We start from the raw sequence: 14,113 nt of genomic DNA on the forward strand, positions 1-14,113 counted from the left end.
GCTGCGACAGCACCCGCGGCAGCGAGGCCGAGATGCCCGCGCCCACGAACCGGCTCACCCCGACCACGGCCAGGGCGCCCAGCAGCAGCGGCGTCGCGTGGATTCCGGCCAGCAGCCCGGCCGCGGTGAGCAGGATGAACACCGCCCGCAGCAGGTTGGCGACCAGCAGCACCAGGCGGCGATCCCAGCGGTCCAGCAGCGCGCCCGCGTACGGCCCGATGATCGAATACGGCAGCAGCAGCGCCGCGAACCCGCCCGCGATGGCCAGCGGATCGGTCTCGCGTTCGGGGTTGAACAGGATCGCGCCCGACAGCGCGGCCTGGAACATGCCGTCGCCGAACTGTCCGGCCAGCCGGACGGTGGTCAGCCGCAGGGTGCCGGGATTCTCGCGCAGCCCGGTGCGGACCGCCGCGACCCGCTCGCGCAGGGTGGTGGCGGGCGCGGCCGCGGTCACGACGACACCTCGATTCACCGCGCCGGGTGTGTGGTCACCAGTGCGAAGACCGCGGCGCGCATATCGTCGGCCATGGGTAGGTTGTCGACGGTGTCGGCGTCGATCCACTGGTAGCGGTCGTGTTCGGCCGGATCCAGCCGGATCTCGTCGGCCTGCGCGTCGACCACGAAACTGTATTTGCGCACCCGCGATTTGGTGCGCGTCGCGTAATCGAACCCGCCCAGCACATCGGTGATGCGCACGACCCGCAGGCCGGTCTCCTCGAACAGTTCGCGGACCACGCACTCGGCGAAGGATTCCCCGGATTCCACTCCCCCACCGGGCAGTTCCCACATCCCCGCATTCGAACTGCCATCCGCGACACGCCGCACGACCAGCAGTTTGCCACCCCGGAAGACGGCCACGCCCACCACGAAGTGGACGATGCCCTCGCTGCCGGCCTGCTGTCGGAGCTCGCGTTCGATGCCCGCGAGTACCTCGGGTCGCATCCCCCTGCTCTCCCTCCCGTTTCGCTTGCGGCACATCATGATACGGTCGCCGACCGGAGCCCGCCGGGGCGTGAACGGGTCGCCGGGTATTTGCCCGAACCTACTGCCTGGGTCGAAGTGCCTGGTCGGCAGCGGGCGGGGCGACGGTGCTCCCACGCTAGACTATTTACCTGGAGTTCAGCGCGAGGCATAGATTGTGCCCCTACCCTGGAACCCGATCGGTGCTCGCCGGTGAGAGGAGTACGGCGGTGTCCACCCTCACGACACCACACATCGATATCCATCGTGGCGGCGACCGCATGAAAACCCGTGTGGCGTGGCTGGATTCGAAGCATTCGTTCTCGTTCGGGGAACACTACGACCCCGACAACACCCATCACGGCCTGCTGCTGGTCAACAATGAGGACATCGTCCTCCCCGGTGAGGGCTTCGAAACCCATCCGCATCGGGATATGGAAATCGTCACCTGGGTCTTGAGTGGCAGCCTGGTGCACCAGGAGTCGCTCGGGCACAACGGTGTCATCTATCCGGGTCTGGCCCAGCGCATGAGCGCGGGCACCGGCATCCTGCATTCGGAGAAGAACGATTCGTGGCGGATCAGTGCCGCGCCCGAACATCAGGAGCCGGTCCACATCGTGCAGATGTGGGTGGTGCCGGACGATTCCGGGCTGACTCCCGGCTATCAGCAGCTCGAGGTCGACGACGAACTGGCGAGCGGCGGTCAGGTCACGGTGGCCTCGGGCCTGCCCCGCTATCGCGACCGCACCGCCATCGCCATCGCCAGCAGCCATTCCGCCCTGCATGTCGCTCGGCTCCCGGGCGAGGGGGCCGAGATCCGGCTGCCGGAGGCGCCCTACCTGCATGTCTTCATCGCGCGCGGCGAGGTGGAGATGGAGGGGGCGGGCACCCTGTACGAGGGTGACGCGGTGCGGCTGGCGCGGAGCGGCGGTCAGCGTGTGGTGGCCGATATGCCGTCGGAGATCCTGGTGTGGGAGATGCATGCCCGGCTCGGCGGGCAATAGCATCACCTCATGAACCAGTACCCGCCGCCGGATCAGTACGGTCAGCCGGGACCGGGCCAGTACGGTCAGCCCGGCCAACCTGGTCAACCCGGCCCATATGGTCAGTACCCGCCCGCTCCGCCCGGTGGCTATCCGCCGCCCGGCGGGCCGCAGTACTGGCAGGAGTCGCCGCAGGGCAAGGGCATGGCGATCACCGCCCTGGTCTTCGGCATTCTGGGCGTGCTCACCTTCTGGACCGTCGTGTTCACGATCTTCGCCGTGCTGTTCGGCGTGATCGCGATCGTGCTGGGCGTCATCGCGATGGTGCGGGCGCGGCGCGGCCGCTCGGGTGGGTTCGGGATGGCGCTGGGCGGTGCGATCCTGGGCGCGATCGGCCTGATCGGCGGCATCATCGTCGGCTTGGTCGTCTGGGTCTTCGTCAAGGACACCGGCGGCACCGACCTGATCGACTGCCTCAACAAGGCGGGCAACGACACCGCCAAGCAACAGCAGTGCCAGGACGAGTTCAACAAGCGCATCGAGGACAGGTTCAGCGTCACCCTGACGCCCGAGCCCACTCGCTGACGGGAGGTGCCTACCCGGTGACGGGGCGGCACTGGCGGGTAGCGGTGAGGACCTCCGCGAGGTCCGGCCGAAAGTCGCCCTCCGGCGGGTGAATCCACACCCGGTAGCCGCTGTGCTCGTCCGAGGGCGAGGGCAGCACGATATTGCTGCCCGGCAGCGCTACGGATGCGCAATCGCGAAAAAGGTCCGAGAAAAGGTCGGTGTCGAGGTACGACCCGTCCATCGGACCGGTCAGGAACGTCCATCGCCCCGAGCGCGGGTGGGCGATGATCGGACCGCAGCGATGCTGCGCGACGAGCCGGTCGCGGACCTGCCTTCCCAGGTCGGTAGGCATGGTCACGGCTCCGACGGCCCCGACCTCCAACATGATTCGGCCCAGCGCCGAGTCCACCACGCCGTAGAGGCCGTGCTCCTTGCGATAGCGCCGGCACCGGGCCAGGGCTTCCTGCGTATCGGTATATGAGGACGGGTCCAGCGCGCTCATGGCGAACCTCCTGCTACCGACCCTATGCCGGGGCAATCGGTATGACAATAGTCACACGCCCGCGAGTTGTAGGCGTAGAGTCAACGACCATGGCACCCGTCTCACCCACTGTCGCCCGGTGGGAGCTGGTCCTGCGGCTGCGTGAACTCCGCGAGCAGTGCGGCTTCGATTCGGCGACCTTCGCCAAGCGCGTCGGCTTCACTCCGGCCAACTGGTCGCATGTGGAGAAGGGCAGGCGCGTGCTCACCGCCAACACCATCGGCCCGGTGCTCGAGCTGCTCGAGGTGGAGGGTGAGGAACGCGAGGAGCTGCTGGAGTTGCTGGCGCTGAGCAAGGAGCGCGGCTGGTGGGCCAAGTCCTCGGCGCTCATCGGCCCCGAGCTGCAACGGTATTACGGCATGGAGCTGGGTGCGGAGAGCATTCGCAGCTACGACAGCCTGGTGGTCCCCGGGCTGTTGCAGACCGAGGAATACGCGCGGGCGCTGATCAGCGCCGACGTCATGATTCGGCCGGTGCAGGTGGAACAGCTTGTCGCCGTGCGGTTGCGGCGGCAGGAGCGATTGCGCGGCGACGACCGGGTGGAGCTGACCGCCGTGATCGGCGAGGCGACACTGCTGCAACAAATCGGCGGCCCGAAAGTATTGCGCGGGCAACTCGAACACCTGGCGCACCTGCTCGACGAACTGGATTCGGTTACGGTGCGGGTGATTCCGTTCACCGCTACCCGCGGCGCGCTACTGGGCAGCTCGAGTTTCCATCTGCTGGATTTCGCTTCCGAGAATCTTCCGACCTTCACCTGGGTGGAGGGCGCGGTTTTCGGTGGGGCCGTGGAGGATCCGGAGCAGATTCGCGATCTGGGGTTCGCATTTGTGCGCGCGATGGACCAATCTCTAGGTCGCGCAGAATCTTTGGAGTTGATCAAACAATATTCGCAAGGGTAGGAGACGCATGTGTAACTGTAAAATGCAGCCCATGCAAACCACCGCGAAGTATCAGCCGGAATCCACCGGCTGGTTCACGTCGTCTCGTACCAATAACGGAAATCAGTGCGTGGAGGTTCGATTCGACGGTGATGCGGTGCTCATCCGCGACAGCAAGTACCGGCGCAATCCGGAACATCGCCTTGACGACGAGCCCATCATCACCGTCACAGCGTTCGAATGGATGTCATTCCTCGCCACTGTGCTGGGCCGCCATATCCACCGCACCGCGCTCATCGCGGAGACCGGTGCGGACGGCCACACGACTCTCCGGCGCGGAGAGATCATCCTCGTTTACACCCCTGGCGAATGGGATGCCTTTGTCGCCGGGGTCCGGGACGGGGAGTTCGACCGAACACCCATATCGGCCTGACGCCGCATTGCGTTCACTGATCGTGAACGCAAGGGGTGCGAAGTTCACACACACCGGCCGTGTGCCTCCGGAGTCGGCATACTGGGGATCGTGACTTCGCAGCTGACGCCTCCTTCCGGTATCGACCTGTCCTTCCGTGACGCGGACGTGCGGGTGCAGGACGACCTGTTCGCGCACGTCAACGGCAAATGGCTGGACAGTTATCAGATACCGGCCGATCGGGCGGTCGACGGTGCCTTCCGCACGCTCTACGACCAGGCCGAACGGGACGTGCAGGCAATCATTCAGGATGCCGCCGCAGCGGGCGGCGCGCCCGGCTCCGAAGAGCGCAAGATCGGCGACCTGTACAACAGCTTCATGGCCGCCGAGGCCATCGAGGCCGCGGGCCTGACCCCGATCGCCGAGGAGCTGGCCGCCGTCGCCGGTGTGTCGGACCGTTCGGAGTTCGCCCCGCTCATCGGCCGCCTGCAGCGCACCGGTGTGGGCGGCGCGCTCGCCTTCTACGTCGACACCGATGACAAGAACTCCACCCGCTACCTGGTGCACGCCACCCAGTCCGGCATCGGCCTGCCCGACGAGTCGTACTACCACAAGGACGAATACGCGGAGATCCGCGAGAAGTACGTCGCCCACATCCGTCACATGTTCGAGCTGGCGGGCCTGGACTACGACGCGCAGCGGGTCTTCGATCTGGAGGCCAAGCTGGCCGCGGGCCACTGGGACGTGGTGCGCCGCCGCGACGCCGAATTGAGCTACAACCTCACCACTTTCGAGGCGCTGGCCGCCGAGAACCCGGAATTCGACTGGGCCGCCTGGACTTCCGCGCTGGCTGCGGGCTCGGAGCGTTCCGGTGCCGAGCTGTTCGCCGAATTGGTGGTCCGCCAGCCCGATTACGTGCGCACCTTCGCGCAGGTGTGGGGCGCGGAGTCGCTCGAGGACTGGCAGGCGTGGGCGGCGTGGCGGGTGGTGAAGGCACGCGCCCCGTATCTGACCGCAGAGCTGGTCGAGGCCAACTTCGACTTCTACGGCCGCACCCTGACCGGCGCGCAGGAGAATCGCGAGCGCTGGAAGCGCGGCGTCTCGCTGGTGCAGGATCTGCTAGGCGAGGCGGTCGGCAAACTCTATGTGGCCCGGCACTTCCCGCCGGAGGCCAAGGCCCGCATGGTCGAACTGGTGGAGAACCTGCAGGAGGCATACCGCCGCAATATCTCCCAGCTGGAGTGGATGGGCCCCGACACCCGGCAGGCCGCGCTGGCCAAGCTGGAGAAGTTCACCCCCAAGATCGGCTACCCGGACGAGTGGCGCGACTACTCGAATATCGCGGTGGATCCGGCCGACGTGGTGGGCAACTACCGCAACGGCTATGCCGCCGAACATGATCGGGATCTGAACAAGCTGGGCGGACCGGTGGACCGCGGCGAGTGGTTCATGACCCCGCAGACGGTGAACGCCTACTACAACCCGGGCATGAACGAGATCGTCTTCCCGGCCGCCATCCTGCAGCCGCCGTTCTTCGACATGAACGCCGACGATGCCGCCAACTACGGCGGTATCGGCGCGGTCATCGGCCACGAGATCGGCCACGGCTTCGACGATCAGGGTTCGAAGTACGACGGCGACGGCAATATGGTCGACTGGTGGACCGAGTCGGATCGCACCGAATTCGGCAAGCGCACCAAGGCTTTGATCGCGCAGTACAACCAGTTCTCCCCCAAGGATCTCGGCGACGACCACACGGTCAACGGCGAGTTCACCATCGGTGAGAACATCGGTGACCTGGGCGGCCTGTCGATCGCGCTGGAGGCGTACCGGATCGCCACCGAGGGTCGGGAAACCCCGGTGCTCGACGAGCTCACCGGTCTGCAGCGGGTGTTCTTCGGCTGGGCGCAGGTGTGGCGCACCAAGGCTCGTACCGAGGAGGCCATCCGCCGTCTCGCCGTCGACCCGCATTCGCCGCCGGAGTTCCGCTGCAACGGCGTGGTCCGCAACCTCGACAGCTTCCACGAGGCGTTCGAGGTGACCGAGGGCGACGCGCTCTACCTGGATCCCGCAGAGCGCGTGAAGATCTGGTAGCTCAGTTCGGGTTACCCGCGTGGGTCAGGGTCTCCCAGAGGCTGAACATGAGCACGCCCTCGGGGCGGAGCTGATCGGTCAGTCTCTGGGTCTCCGGTAGGTCCTGGCCGATCCGGTTGTGCAGGGCGTTCAGGGCGACCTCGGTGGTCGGGCCGAGCTTCTTGTCGAACTTGCCGCCGCAGATGTCGGCCGGGAGTGGTTCGCCCAGTTCGTATTTGGCGTGGAATTCGAAGGCCGCGCGGAGCCGGTCGCCGACCTGCGGGTAGAGATCCTCGTGCTGGATGCGGCTGGTCTCGGCGATGTGCGCGATGGCGGACAGACCATAGCCGGTGTGCTCGAAGTCGCGGCAGGTCTCCTGGGCCAGGCCGTCGACGAACACGGACTGGTTCTGCCAGTACTTGATGATCGCCTCTGGCGTGCGCAGATTGCTGCGCGCGGAGATCTTCGGCAGCGGTCCGTCGGAGGACAGGTAGATGTAGGCGGGGACCCGGTCGAGATACATGCCCACGGCCTTGTCGTAGGTCGGCCGATCCTCGGTGTACACCGCGATGCCGAGGGTGGCCTCGAGCATGGTGAGTTCCCAGTTGCCGTTGGACTGCGAACCGTTGATCACCTTGGGCAGGTACACGTTTCGCAGCATGTCGCCGAAATGTGCCGCGCCGGGCCAGTTGTAGGTGTACCGGACGATCTCGGCCGCGCGGGTCCAGATGGACGCGGCCCAGCCGCTCTGTAGCGGCGCGTTCGAATTGGTGTGATCGGTGATCGTGCCCGACCACGCGTCCATGATCTCGATCGCCTTGTCCGCGTACCGTCCGTCGCCGGTGAGGTACCAGGCCAGGGCGTCGGTGTAGGCCGAGACGGCGTCCTTGCGTTCATCGGTACAGCCGTTGTCCGGCTTGGAATATGAGCCGCAGTCCACCACGGCACGAGGTACCGGCCTGTGGTCGAGCGCCGCGTACGGGCTCGCGATCAGCTGATCGAACGCGCCCTTCCAGGGCTGTGCCCCGGCCGCGACCTGCTGCTTGGCGAAGTCGAGCTGTTCCCGTGAAACCAGCACACCGGGATGCGCGAACAGCAGCGGCGCGGCATGACTCGCCGCCGGGGCGCACCCCGGCAGCAAGCTCAGTGCCGCGGCGGACGCGAGCGCCGCCAGGCCGTATCTAGCGAAGGCGCTCTTCGGTTTCCGCATCGAAGAAAAAGAGTTCATCCTGCTTGGGAGTCAAGTACAGACGGTCGCCGAGCGCCACCTGGAAGCGGCGGTCGACGCGGGCGACGACCCGCCCCGAGCGGCTGGACCACTCGTCGGCGACGCCGTGGGAGTAGAGGAACGATTCCGAACCCAGCTCCTCGAGCAGTTCCACCTCGACCGCGAGCGCATTGCTCGAATCGGTGGTGACCTCCCAGGATTCGGGGCGGATGCCGACGACCACGTGCTTGCCCTCGACCGCGTGCGGCAGTGGAATCCGCAACGCGTCGATGACGGCCGCGCCCTCGCGCACCGGCGCGGTGAGCAGGTTCATGCCCGGGGAGCCGATGAATCCGGCCACGAAGGTATTGACCGGATTGTCGTACAGCTCACGGGGAGCCGCGACCTGCTGCAGCTTCCCGTCCTTCATCACCGCCACCCGATGCCCCATGGTCATGGCCTCGACCTGGTCGTGGGTCACGTACACGGTGGTGGTGCCGAGCCGCTTCTGCAGCGCCGCGATCTGCGAGCGGGTCGAAACCCGCAGCTTGGCATCGAGATTGGAGAGCGGCTCGTCCATGCAGAACACCTGCGGCCGCCGCACGATGGCCCGCCCCATGGCGACGCGCTGGCGCTGACCGCCGGACAGCCGGGCGGGTTTGCGGTCGAGCAGGTCCTCCAGCTCGAGCATGGCCGCGGCCTCCTTCACCCGAACCAGCGTGTCGGCCTTGCTCATTCCGGCATTGCGCAGCGCGAAGCCCATGTTCTCGGCCACGGTCATGTTCGGGTAGAGCGCGTAGCTCTGGAACACCATGGCCACGTCGCGTGAGCGCGGCGGCAGCCCGGTCACATCCAGGCCGCCGATGCGGATGTGCCCGCCGGTCACCGCCTCGAGACCCGCCAGCATGCGCAGACTGGTGGACTTGCCGCAGCCCGAAGGCCCGACCAGCACCAGGAATTCGCCGTCGGCGATCTCCAGGTTCAGGTCTTCGACCGCGGGGCCGGGCGCGCCCGGATAGGTGAGGGAAACACCCTCGAACTGCACAGTCGCCATGCCGGCGGATCTCCTCGCTCAGTACTTACTTGGGCAGCTTCGGCGTGATCTGCCGGTCGATGATGGTCTGCAGCTGGGTGGTGATATCGGCGAAAGTGGCTGCCGTATCCGCGTTCTGCAGGCCGATCTTCTCGAGCCCGGTGCCGATGATCTGGTCACCGCCGGGCACGAACACGCGCGCGTAGTTCTGCGGCTTGGTCAGCGGCAGCTGATCGATGGCCGTCTTGAAGTTGGGGTTCTTGGCCAGGAAGTCGGCCATGCTCGGATCCTGCTGCGCCGACTTGCGCACCGGCACATAGCCGGTGGCCTGCGAGAAGTACGAGGTGTTCTCGGTATTGGTGATGAAGTCGATGAACTTCAGCGCGTTCGCCTTGCGGGCATCGCTGATGCGCGACGGAATCGCCAGGCCCGCACCGCCGGTGGTGGCGCCGGCCAGCCCGTTGGGGTGCGGCAGGAAACCGGTGCCGAACTCCGTCTTGCCCGCGGAGTTGGTCTTGATGCTCTTGAGGTCACCGGTGGAGCCGATGGCGGAGGCGATGATGCCGTTGCCGAAGTCGACCGCGTAGGTGGGGCGGATGCTCGCGTACTTCTTGGTGTTCATCGAATCACGCAGGTAGTTACCGGCTTTGATGGACGCCGCGTCGTTGAACTTCAGCTTCCACTCGTCGGAGTACGCGCCGCCGAAGGTCCACAGCGGTCCCTGGAAGGTCCAGGCCAGGTAGTTCTTGGCGTCGCCCCAGCCGTGCGCCCACTTCTCGCCGCCGCCCATGACGCTCTGGATCTTCGGGCCCCACTCGTCGAACTCGTCCCAGCTGTTCGGGGTGCGGTCGGGCAGACCGGCCTTGGACCACAGATCCTTGTTGTAGTAGAAGATCTGCGTCGACCGCGAGTAGGGCAGCGCCCAGGTCTTGCCGTTGAACTTGTAGTCGCCGATGAAGGTGTCCACGTAGTCGGACACGTTCACATTCGCCGCGGCGAAGTGGCTGTCGAGCGGTTCGATGGTGCCGTTGAGCGCGTAGTTGAACCACCACACGTCCGACAGGATCACCACGTCGGGCAGGTCGCCGCCGGACAGCGCCGCGTTGAACTTGGTCGCGACCTCTTCGTAGTTCTTGCCCGCGTCGACGAGGTTGACCTTGAGGTCCGGGTACTTGGCCTGGAACCGGTTGATCAGCTCGGTTTCCTGGTCCTTGGAGGTGCCGGGGTGGTTGGACCAGAAGGTGATGGTCTTGGAGTCACCACCCTGTGTGCCGCCACCGCCGGAACCGGCGCACGCGGTCAGCGCGGCCGCGCCCGCGGCCGCACCGGCGAGGCCGAGAAACCCGCGGCGCGACAGCGCGGGAAAACGAGAATCGGACACGGGAATCTCCTTCTGGAACTTCATATTCGGACTCTCAGCCCTTGACCGCACCGGAGGTGAGGCCCTTGATCATCTGGCGCTGTAGTGCCAGAAAGACGATGAGAATGGGCAGCATGGTCAGGATGACCCCGGCCATGACCGGCCCCCAGTTGGTGACGCTGGGGTTCTCGGTGTTCTGCAGCAGGGTCAGGCCGACCGGCAGGGTGGCCACCCGGGCGTCGTCGGCCATGAGGAACGGCCACAGGTATTCGTTCCACTCGTTCACGAGCGTGACCACCGCGAACGCCACCATGGTCGGCCCGGACATGGGCAGCACCACCCGGGTCAGCAGCCGCCACCAGCCCGCGCCGTCCATGCGCGCGGCCTCGATGACCTCGCTGGGCAGCGACAGGAAGTGATTGCGCATGAGGAAGGTGCCGAAGGCGACGCCGCAGAGCGGAAGGATGATGCCCGCGAACGTGTTTCGCAGTCCGGCCTGCGACATCAGCGCGTAGTTGGAGATGATGGTGATCTGGTTGGGCACCATGAGCGCCGCGATGATCACCAGGAACACGATGTTCTTGCCCGGGAAGCGCAGGAACACCAGCCCGTAGGCGCTGAGCACGCCCAGCACGAACTTCACCCCGGACACGATGACGGTCACGATGATGGAGTTGCGCAGGAACTGCCAGAACGGCAGCGTCGTGGTGGCTTCCTTGTAGTTCGACACCAGCCAGTGCTCGGGCCAATACGTCACCGGCTGCGTGTAGACCTCCGCGTGCGCCATGAACGAGCGGGTCAGGATGTAGTACAGCGGGACGCCGACGATGATCAGCACGCACAGCATGGCGGCGTAGCCGAACAGCTTCGCGAAAAGCTCCCGATTCGCGTTGAGCGTCTTCACTTCTCGTCCCCCCGGTCCATCATGCGCACCTGCACCAGCGTCACGATCAGCAGCACCAGGAACATGATGGTGGCCACGGCCGCCCCGTATCCGGCGCGCTGGTTGACCCAGGATTCGCGATAGACCTGATAGATCATGGTGGTGGTGCCGGTGCCGATGGGCCCGCCGCGCGTCATCACATTGATGAGGTCGAAGACCTGCAGCGAGTTGAGCAGCACCGTGATGGACAGGAAGTAGGTGGTGGGCCGCAGCTGCGGCAGCAGCACCCGGCTGAAGGTGGTCCAGCGGCTCGCGCCGTCGATCTCGGCGGCCTCCATCAGATCGGCCCGAACCCCTTGCAGCGCCGCCAGATAGATGACGAAGCTGTAGCCGAGGTTCTTCCAGATGTAGGTCACCGTGATCATGAACAGCGCCCAGTGCGGGTCCTGCGCGAAGTCCGGTGAATGAATCCCCAGCTTTTCCAGCAGATCCGGGATCAGGCCGAAGCCCGGGTCGAAGATGAACTGGAAGCCCACGCCGATGGCGGCGCCGGAGATGACGTAGGGCGCGAAGATCGCGGAGCGAACCACATTGCGCCCGAACAGCTTGCGATCCAGCAACATGGCCAGCGCCAGGCCCAGCAGCATGCTGCCGAGTACCGCGGCGACGGTGAAGATCACCGTGTTCTGGACGATCTGCCAGGAGTCCTTGCGGCCGAACCACTCGGTGTAGTTGCTGAAGCCGACCCAGTTCATGCCGGTCGCCGAGATGTTCCAGTCGGTGAACGAGAGCCGGACATTGTCCGCGAGCGGCCGATAGACGAAGACGCCCAGCAGGATCAGGTTGGGCACCACGAGCACGACGAACAGCGCATAGTCCTGCCAGGGTCTGCTTCGCCACCCGCGCCCGGGGGGCGTCGGGAGTACTCGTTCGGGCCATGTTCGCACCCGCGCAGCTTTACGGCCGATGGCTAATGACTGGTTAATTCCAGATGGGAGGTCGCTTAACTGTCGGTCGACACGCGCCACCGACTGTTCACCGGACACACCAGAAGGGGGCGCGGACATGGGACGAATGGTACGAAAGCCCAATTGATTTGGTGACCAAAACCACGTGAACGATCGACCAACAGCAAGACGAAGGGCCCCGCTCGAATGAGCGGGGCCCTTCTTGTCGAACGTCGGAACTCAGTTCCAGTCGCCCCAGCCGTCGCCGGTGCTGAAGGTGCCGATGGAGTTCTTGACGATCACCGGGTCACCCTTCTTCACGTTCTCCTGGAACCACTTGGCGTCCTCGGTGGAGACGTTCAGGCAGCCGTGCGAGGTGTCCGAATAGCCCTGCTGCGCAACGCTCCACGGGGCGGCGTGCACGAAGATGCCGCTGTTGGACATGCGGGTGGCGTACTCGACCTCGAGCTTGTAGCCCTGCGGATCGGTCACCGGCACACCGTAGGTCGAGGAATCCATGATCATCTTGCGGTTCTTCTCGCTGACGATGTAGGTCCCGTTCGGGGTCTCGTGCCCCTTCTTGCCCATGGAGGTGGGCATGGTCTTCACGACCTCGCCGTTGCGGGTGACGGTGATCTGGTGGGTGGCGTCGTCGGCGGTGGCGATGAACTCGTCACCGATCTCGTAGGCCACCTTGGTGTCGCCCGCCTGGACGGTGATCTTGGAACCCGCCGGCCAGAAGTCCTCCGGCCGCCAGCGCACCTGCTTGTCGCCCATCCAGTAGAAGTGGCCGTTCACCTTGTTGGTGGAGGTGATGCGAATGGCCTTCTCGGCGCCGGCGTGGTCGCTGACCGGGTCCTTGAAGTTGATGATGACGGGCATGGCCACGCCGACCACATCCCCGTCGCCGGGGCTGACGTTCGGGGCCGCGAAGTTGGCGGGCGGGATCGGCGCGTTGGCGTTCGGATCGGTGGGCAGCGAGCCGTTCTCCGGCTGCGGCATGACGGCCGACGGCACACCCGGGAGTTCGGGGCCGCCCGGCCATAGCGGGGTCGCCGATGCCGGTGCCACCACCACTGCTCCGGTCGCCGCGACAGCGGCGAGGGCGATCAGTCCCGTTCTCCGATAGCGGGTAAGCAGCACAGCAAGGTCCTCTCAGATCTTCGTACACGCAAGACTGCGGGCGCAGTTCACCCGCGCAGGTCCCAACCCCGGCTCCATTACTACAGCGATCCGTCCCGCAAGCCAATTGGCTTGTGCCAGTTATGCATACCGACTCATCGGTGTGTGCCGCGTCACATCGGTGCGGGTGGGTTGCCCGGGTGGCGTGTCTGCGCCGTTGGCGTCGGCGATTCCCCGAAAGTGACACCGCTGCGGCCGGTTTCGGAGTGATCGCTTCCCGAAACCTCACTGTGATCGAAATCACGGATGCCGCTTCAGGGTTGAACGTCGAACCTGATCGCCGAGCGCGGCCCGACCGTGATCGTGTGCGGCACCGACAGCGGTGCGCCGAAGCGGGCGAAGCGGGGCGCGAGCCGCAGCCGCACCCCGGTCAGTACAGTAGCCAACACAATTCGAAGTTCATAGTCGGCCAGCGTCGCGCCCACGCACCGCCGGTGGCCGCCGCCGAACGGCGCGAACTCGAAGGGGCTGTAGCGCCGTTCGAGAAACCGCTCCGGCCGGAACGACCGCGGTCGCGGCCACACCGCCGGATCGGTGTGCAGCAGCTGCACCGAGATCCCCATGGTGTCCCCCGCCACCAGCGGCACGTCCCGCAGGGTGAAATCACCGGTCAGCCTGCGCAATACGATCGGTACCGGTGGATGCAGCCGCAGCGTCTCCTGGCACACCGCGTCCAGATACGGCAGCTGCATCAGCGTCGCCGGATCCGGATCGCTTCCGGCCGAGGCCAATTCGTCCAGCAGCCGGTCCAGTGCGGCCGGTTCGCGGTGCAGCCGGTAGAGCGCCCAGACCAGTGTGGTCGCGGTGGTCTCGTGCCCAGCGACCAGCAGGGTGCGCAACTGCTCCCGCAGGTCGAGGTCGGTGATGGCACTGCCGTCCTCGTAGCGGGCGCCCAGCAGCAGGGCGAGCAGGTCCTCCTGGCCGCCGCCGTCCGCGCGCCGCCGCGCCACCTCGGCGTCGATGAGTCCGTCGAGCCGATCCCTTGCCGCACTGAATCTTTCCCAGCCCGACAGTCCGAACATATTGCGGCGCAACGGTGGAAGGAGAAACAGTGTCGGGCCGAACGATTCCAGGAATTCGGTGG

14 protein-coding genes and 1 pseudogene are annotated in these 14,113 nt (G+C 65.9%); 5 read left to right on the forward strand and 10 right to left on the reverse strand.

Going from position 1 to position 14,113, the window contains the following annotated elements; genetic code table 11:
• Both ACWELQ_RS18140 and ACWELQ_RS18145 read right to left on the reverse strand, forming a co-directional pair.
• Positions 1–454 (reverse strand): annotated as a pseudogene (locus ACWELQ_RS18140) (hypothetical protein); the annotation flags it as partial.
• A 14-nt stretch (positions 455–468) separates the two neighbouring features.
• The gene (locus ACWELQ_RS18145; RefSeq protein ID WP_452398202.1) at positions 469–942 is read right to left on the reverse strand and encodes an NUDIX hydrolase; all 474 of its coding nucleotides are present in this window, start codon (positions 940–942) and stop codon (positions 469–471) included.
• 248 nt (positions 943–1,190) lie between these two features.
• Between ACWELQ_RS18145 and ACWELQ_RS18150 the strand changes: the two genes are divergently transcribed.
• Complete coding sequence (locus ACWELQ_RS18150; protein WP_452398203.1) at positions 1,191–1,964, forward strand: pirin family protein; 774 nt, start codon at positions 1,191–1,193, stop codon at positions 1,962–1,964.
• A gap of 9 nt (positions 1,965–1,973) precedes the next feature.
• Complete coding sequence (locus tag ACWELQ_RS18155) at positions 1,974–2,528, forward strand: DUF4190 domain-containing protein (protein WP_452398204.1); 555 nt, start codon at positions 1,974–1,976, stop codon at positions 2,526–2,528.
• A gap of 10 nt (positions 2,529–2,538) precedes the next feature.
• On the opposite strand, the gene ACWELQ_RS18160 is transcribed toward ACWELQ_RS18155, so the two are convergent.
• Positions 2,539–3,012 carry a hypothetical protein gene (locus tag ACWELQ_RS18160; RefSeq protein WP_452398205.1) on the reverse strand — a complete coding sequence of 158 codons (474 nt, stop codon included), beginning with the start codon at positions 3,010–3,012 and terminating at the stop codon, positions 2,539–2,541.
• 89 nt (positions 3,013–3,101) lie between these two features.
• On the opposite strand from ACWELQ_RS18160, the gene ACWELQ_RS18165 reads away from it, so the two are divergent.
• From ACWELQ_RS18165 to ACWELQ_RS18175, 3 genes are all read left to right on the forward strand, one after another.
• Entirely contained in the window at positions 3,102–3,953 is an 852-nt protein-coding gene (locus tag ACWELQ_RS18165; RefSeq protein WP_452398206.1) for a Scr1 family TA system antitoxin-like transcriptional regulator, read from the forward strand.
• Between the two features lie 31 nt (positions 3,954–3,984).
• Positions 3,985–4,365 (forward strand): DUF397 domain-containing protein, encoded by a 381-nt coding sequence (locus tag ACWELQ_RS18170; protein WP_452398207.1) that lies wholly within the window; start codon positions 3,985–3,987, stop codon positions 4,363–4,365.
• A gap of 90 nt (positions 4,366–4,455) precedes the next feature.
• Positions 4,456–6,438, forward strand: a complete 1,983-nt coding sequence (locus ACWELQ_RS18175; RefSeq protein WP_452398208.1) for a M13 family metallopeptidase — start codon at positions 4,456–4,458, stop codon at positions 6,436–6,438.
• A 1-nt stretch (position 6,439) separates the two neighbouring features.
• Here the strand turns inward: ACWELQ_RS18175 and ACWELQ_RS18180 are convergent, their stop codons facing one another.
• From ACWELQ_RS18180 to ACWELQ_RS18210, 7 genes are all read right to left on the reverse strand, one after another.
• Complete coding sequence (locus ACWELQ_RS18180; RefSeq protein WP_452398209.1) at positions 6,440–7,627, reverse strand: alginate lyase family protein; 1,188 nt, start codon at positions 7,625–7,627, stop codon at positions 6,440–6,442.
• Positions 7,599–8,678 (reverse strand): ABC transporter ATP-binding protein, encoded by a 1,080-nt coding sequence (locus tag ACWELQ_RS18185; RefSeq protein WP_452398210.1) that lies wholly within the window; start codon positions 8,676–8,678, stop codon positions 7,599–7,601. Before ACWELQ_RS18185 ends, ACWELQ_RS18180 begins: the two co-directional genes overlap by 29 nt.
• A gap of 25 nt (positions 8,679–8,703) precedes the next feature.
• Positions 8,704–10,038, reverse strand: coding sequence for an ABC transporter substrate-binding protein (locus tag ACWELQ_RS18190; RefSeq protein WP_452398211.1), 1,335 nt, complete (start codon positions 10,036–10,038; stop codon positions 8,704–8,706).
• 34 nt (positions 10,039–10,072) lie between these two features.
• Complete coding sequence (locus tag ACWELQ_RS18195) at positions 10,073–10,864, reverse strand: carbohydrate ABC transporter permease (RefSeq protein WP_452398215.1); 792 nt, start codon at positions 10,862–10,864, stop codon at positions 10,073–10,075.
• Between the two features lie 53 nt (positions 10,865–10,917).
• On the reverse strand, positions 10,918–11,847 hold the full coding sequence (locus ACWELQ_RS18200; protein WP_452398212.1) for a carbohydrate ABC transporter permease: 930 nt from the start codon (positions 11,845–11,847) through the stop codon (positions 10,918–10,920).
• A gap of 240 nt (positions 11,848–12,087) precedes the next feature.
• Positions 12,088–12,990 (reverse strand): L,D-transpeptidase, encoded by a 903-nt coding sequence (locus ACWELQ_RS18205; RefSeq protein ID WP_452398213.1) that lies wholly within the window; start codon positions 12,988–12,990, stop codon positions 12,088–12,090.
• Between the two features lie 293 nt (positions 12,991–13,283).
• The coding region (locus ACWELQ_RS18210; protein ID WP_452398214.1) for a cytochrome P450 at positions 13,284–14,113 on the reverse strand (830 nt) is incomplete at its 5' end.

Source organism: Nocardia sp. NPDC004722 (genome assembly GCF_053601505.1).

Bases quoted from the DNA above. Each gene is read 5' to 3' on its own strand.
- ACWELQ_RS18180 (WP_452398209.1), bottom strand. From the start codon at position 7,627: ATGCGGAAACCGAAGAGCGCCTTCGCTAGATACGGCCTGGCGGCGCTC.
- ACWELQ_RS18155 (WP_452398204.1), top strand. From the start codon at position 1,974: ATGAACCAGTACCCGCCGCCGGATCAGTACGGTCAGCCGGGACCGGGC.
- ACWELQ_RS18195 (WP_452398215.1), bottom strand. From the start codon at position 10,864: ATGCTGTGCGTGCTGATCATCGTCGGCGTCCCGCTGTACTACATCCTG.
- ACWELQ_RS18185 (WP_452398210.1), bottom strand. From the start codon at position 8,678: ATGGCGACTGTGCAGTTCGAGGGTGTTTCCCTCACCTATCCGGGCGCG.
- ACWELQ_RS18165 (WP_452398206.1), top strand. From the start codon at position 3,102: ATGGCACCCGTCTCACCCACTGTCGCCCGGTGGGAGCTGGTCCTGCGG.
- ACWELQ_RS18160 (WP_452398205.1), bottom strand. From the start codon at position 3,012: ATGAGCGCGCTGGACCCGTCCTCATATACCGATACGCAGGAAGCCCTG.
- ACWELQ_RS18145 (WP_452398202.1), bottom strand. From the start codon at position 942: ATGCGACCCGAGGTACTCGCGGGCATCGAACGCGAGCTCCGACAGCAG.
- ACWELQ_RS18170 (WP_452398207.1), top strand. From the start codon at position 3,985: ATGCAAACCACCGCGAAGTATCAGCCGGAATCCACCGGCTGGTTCACG.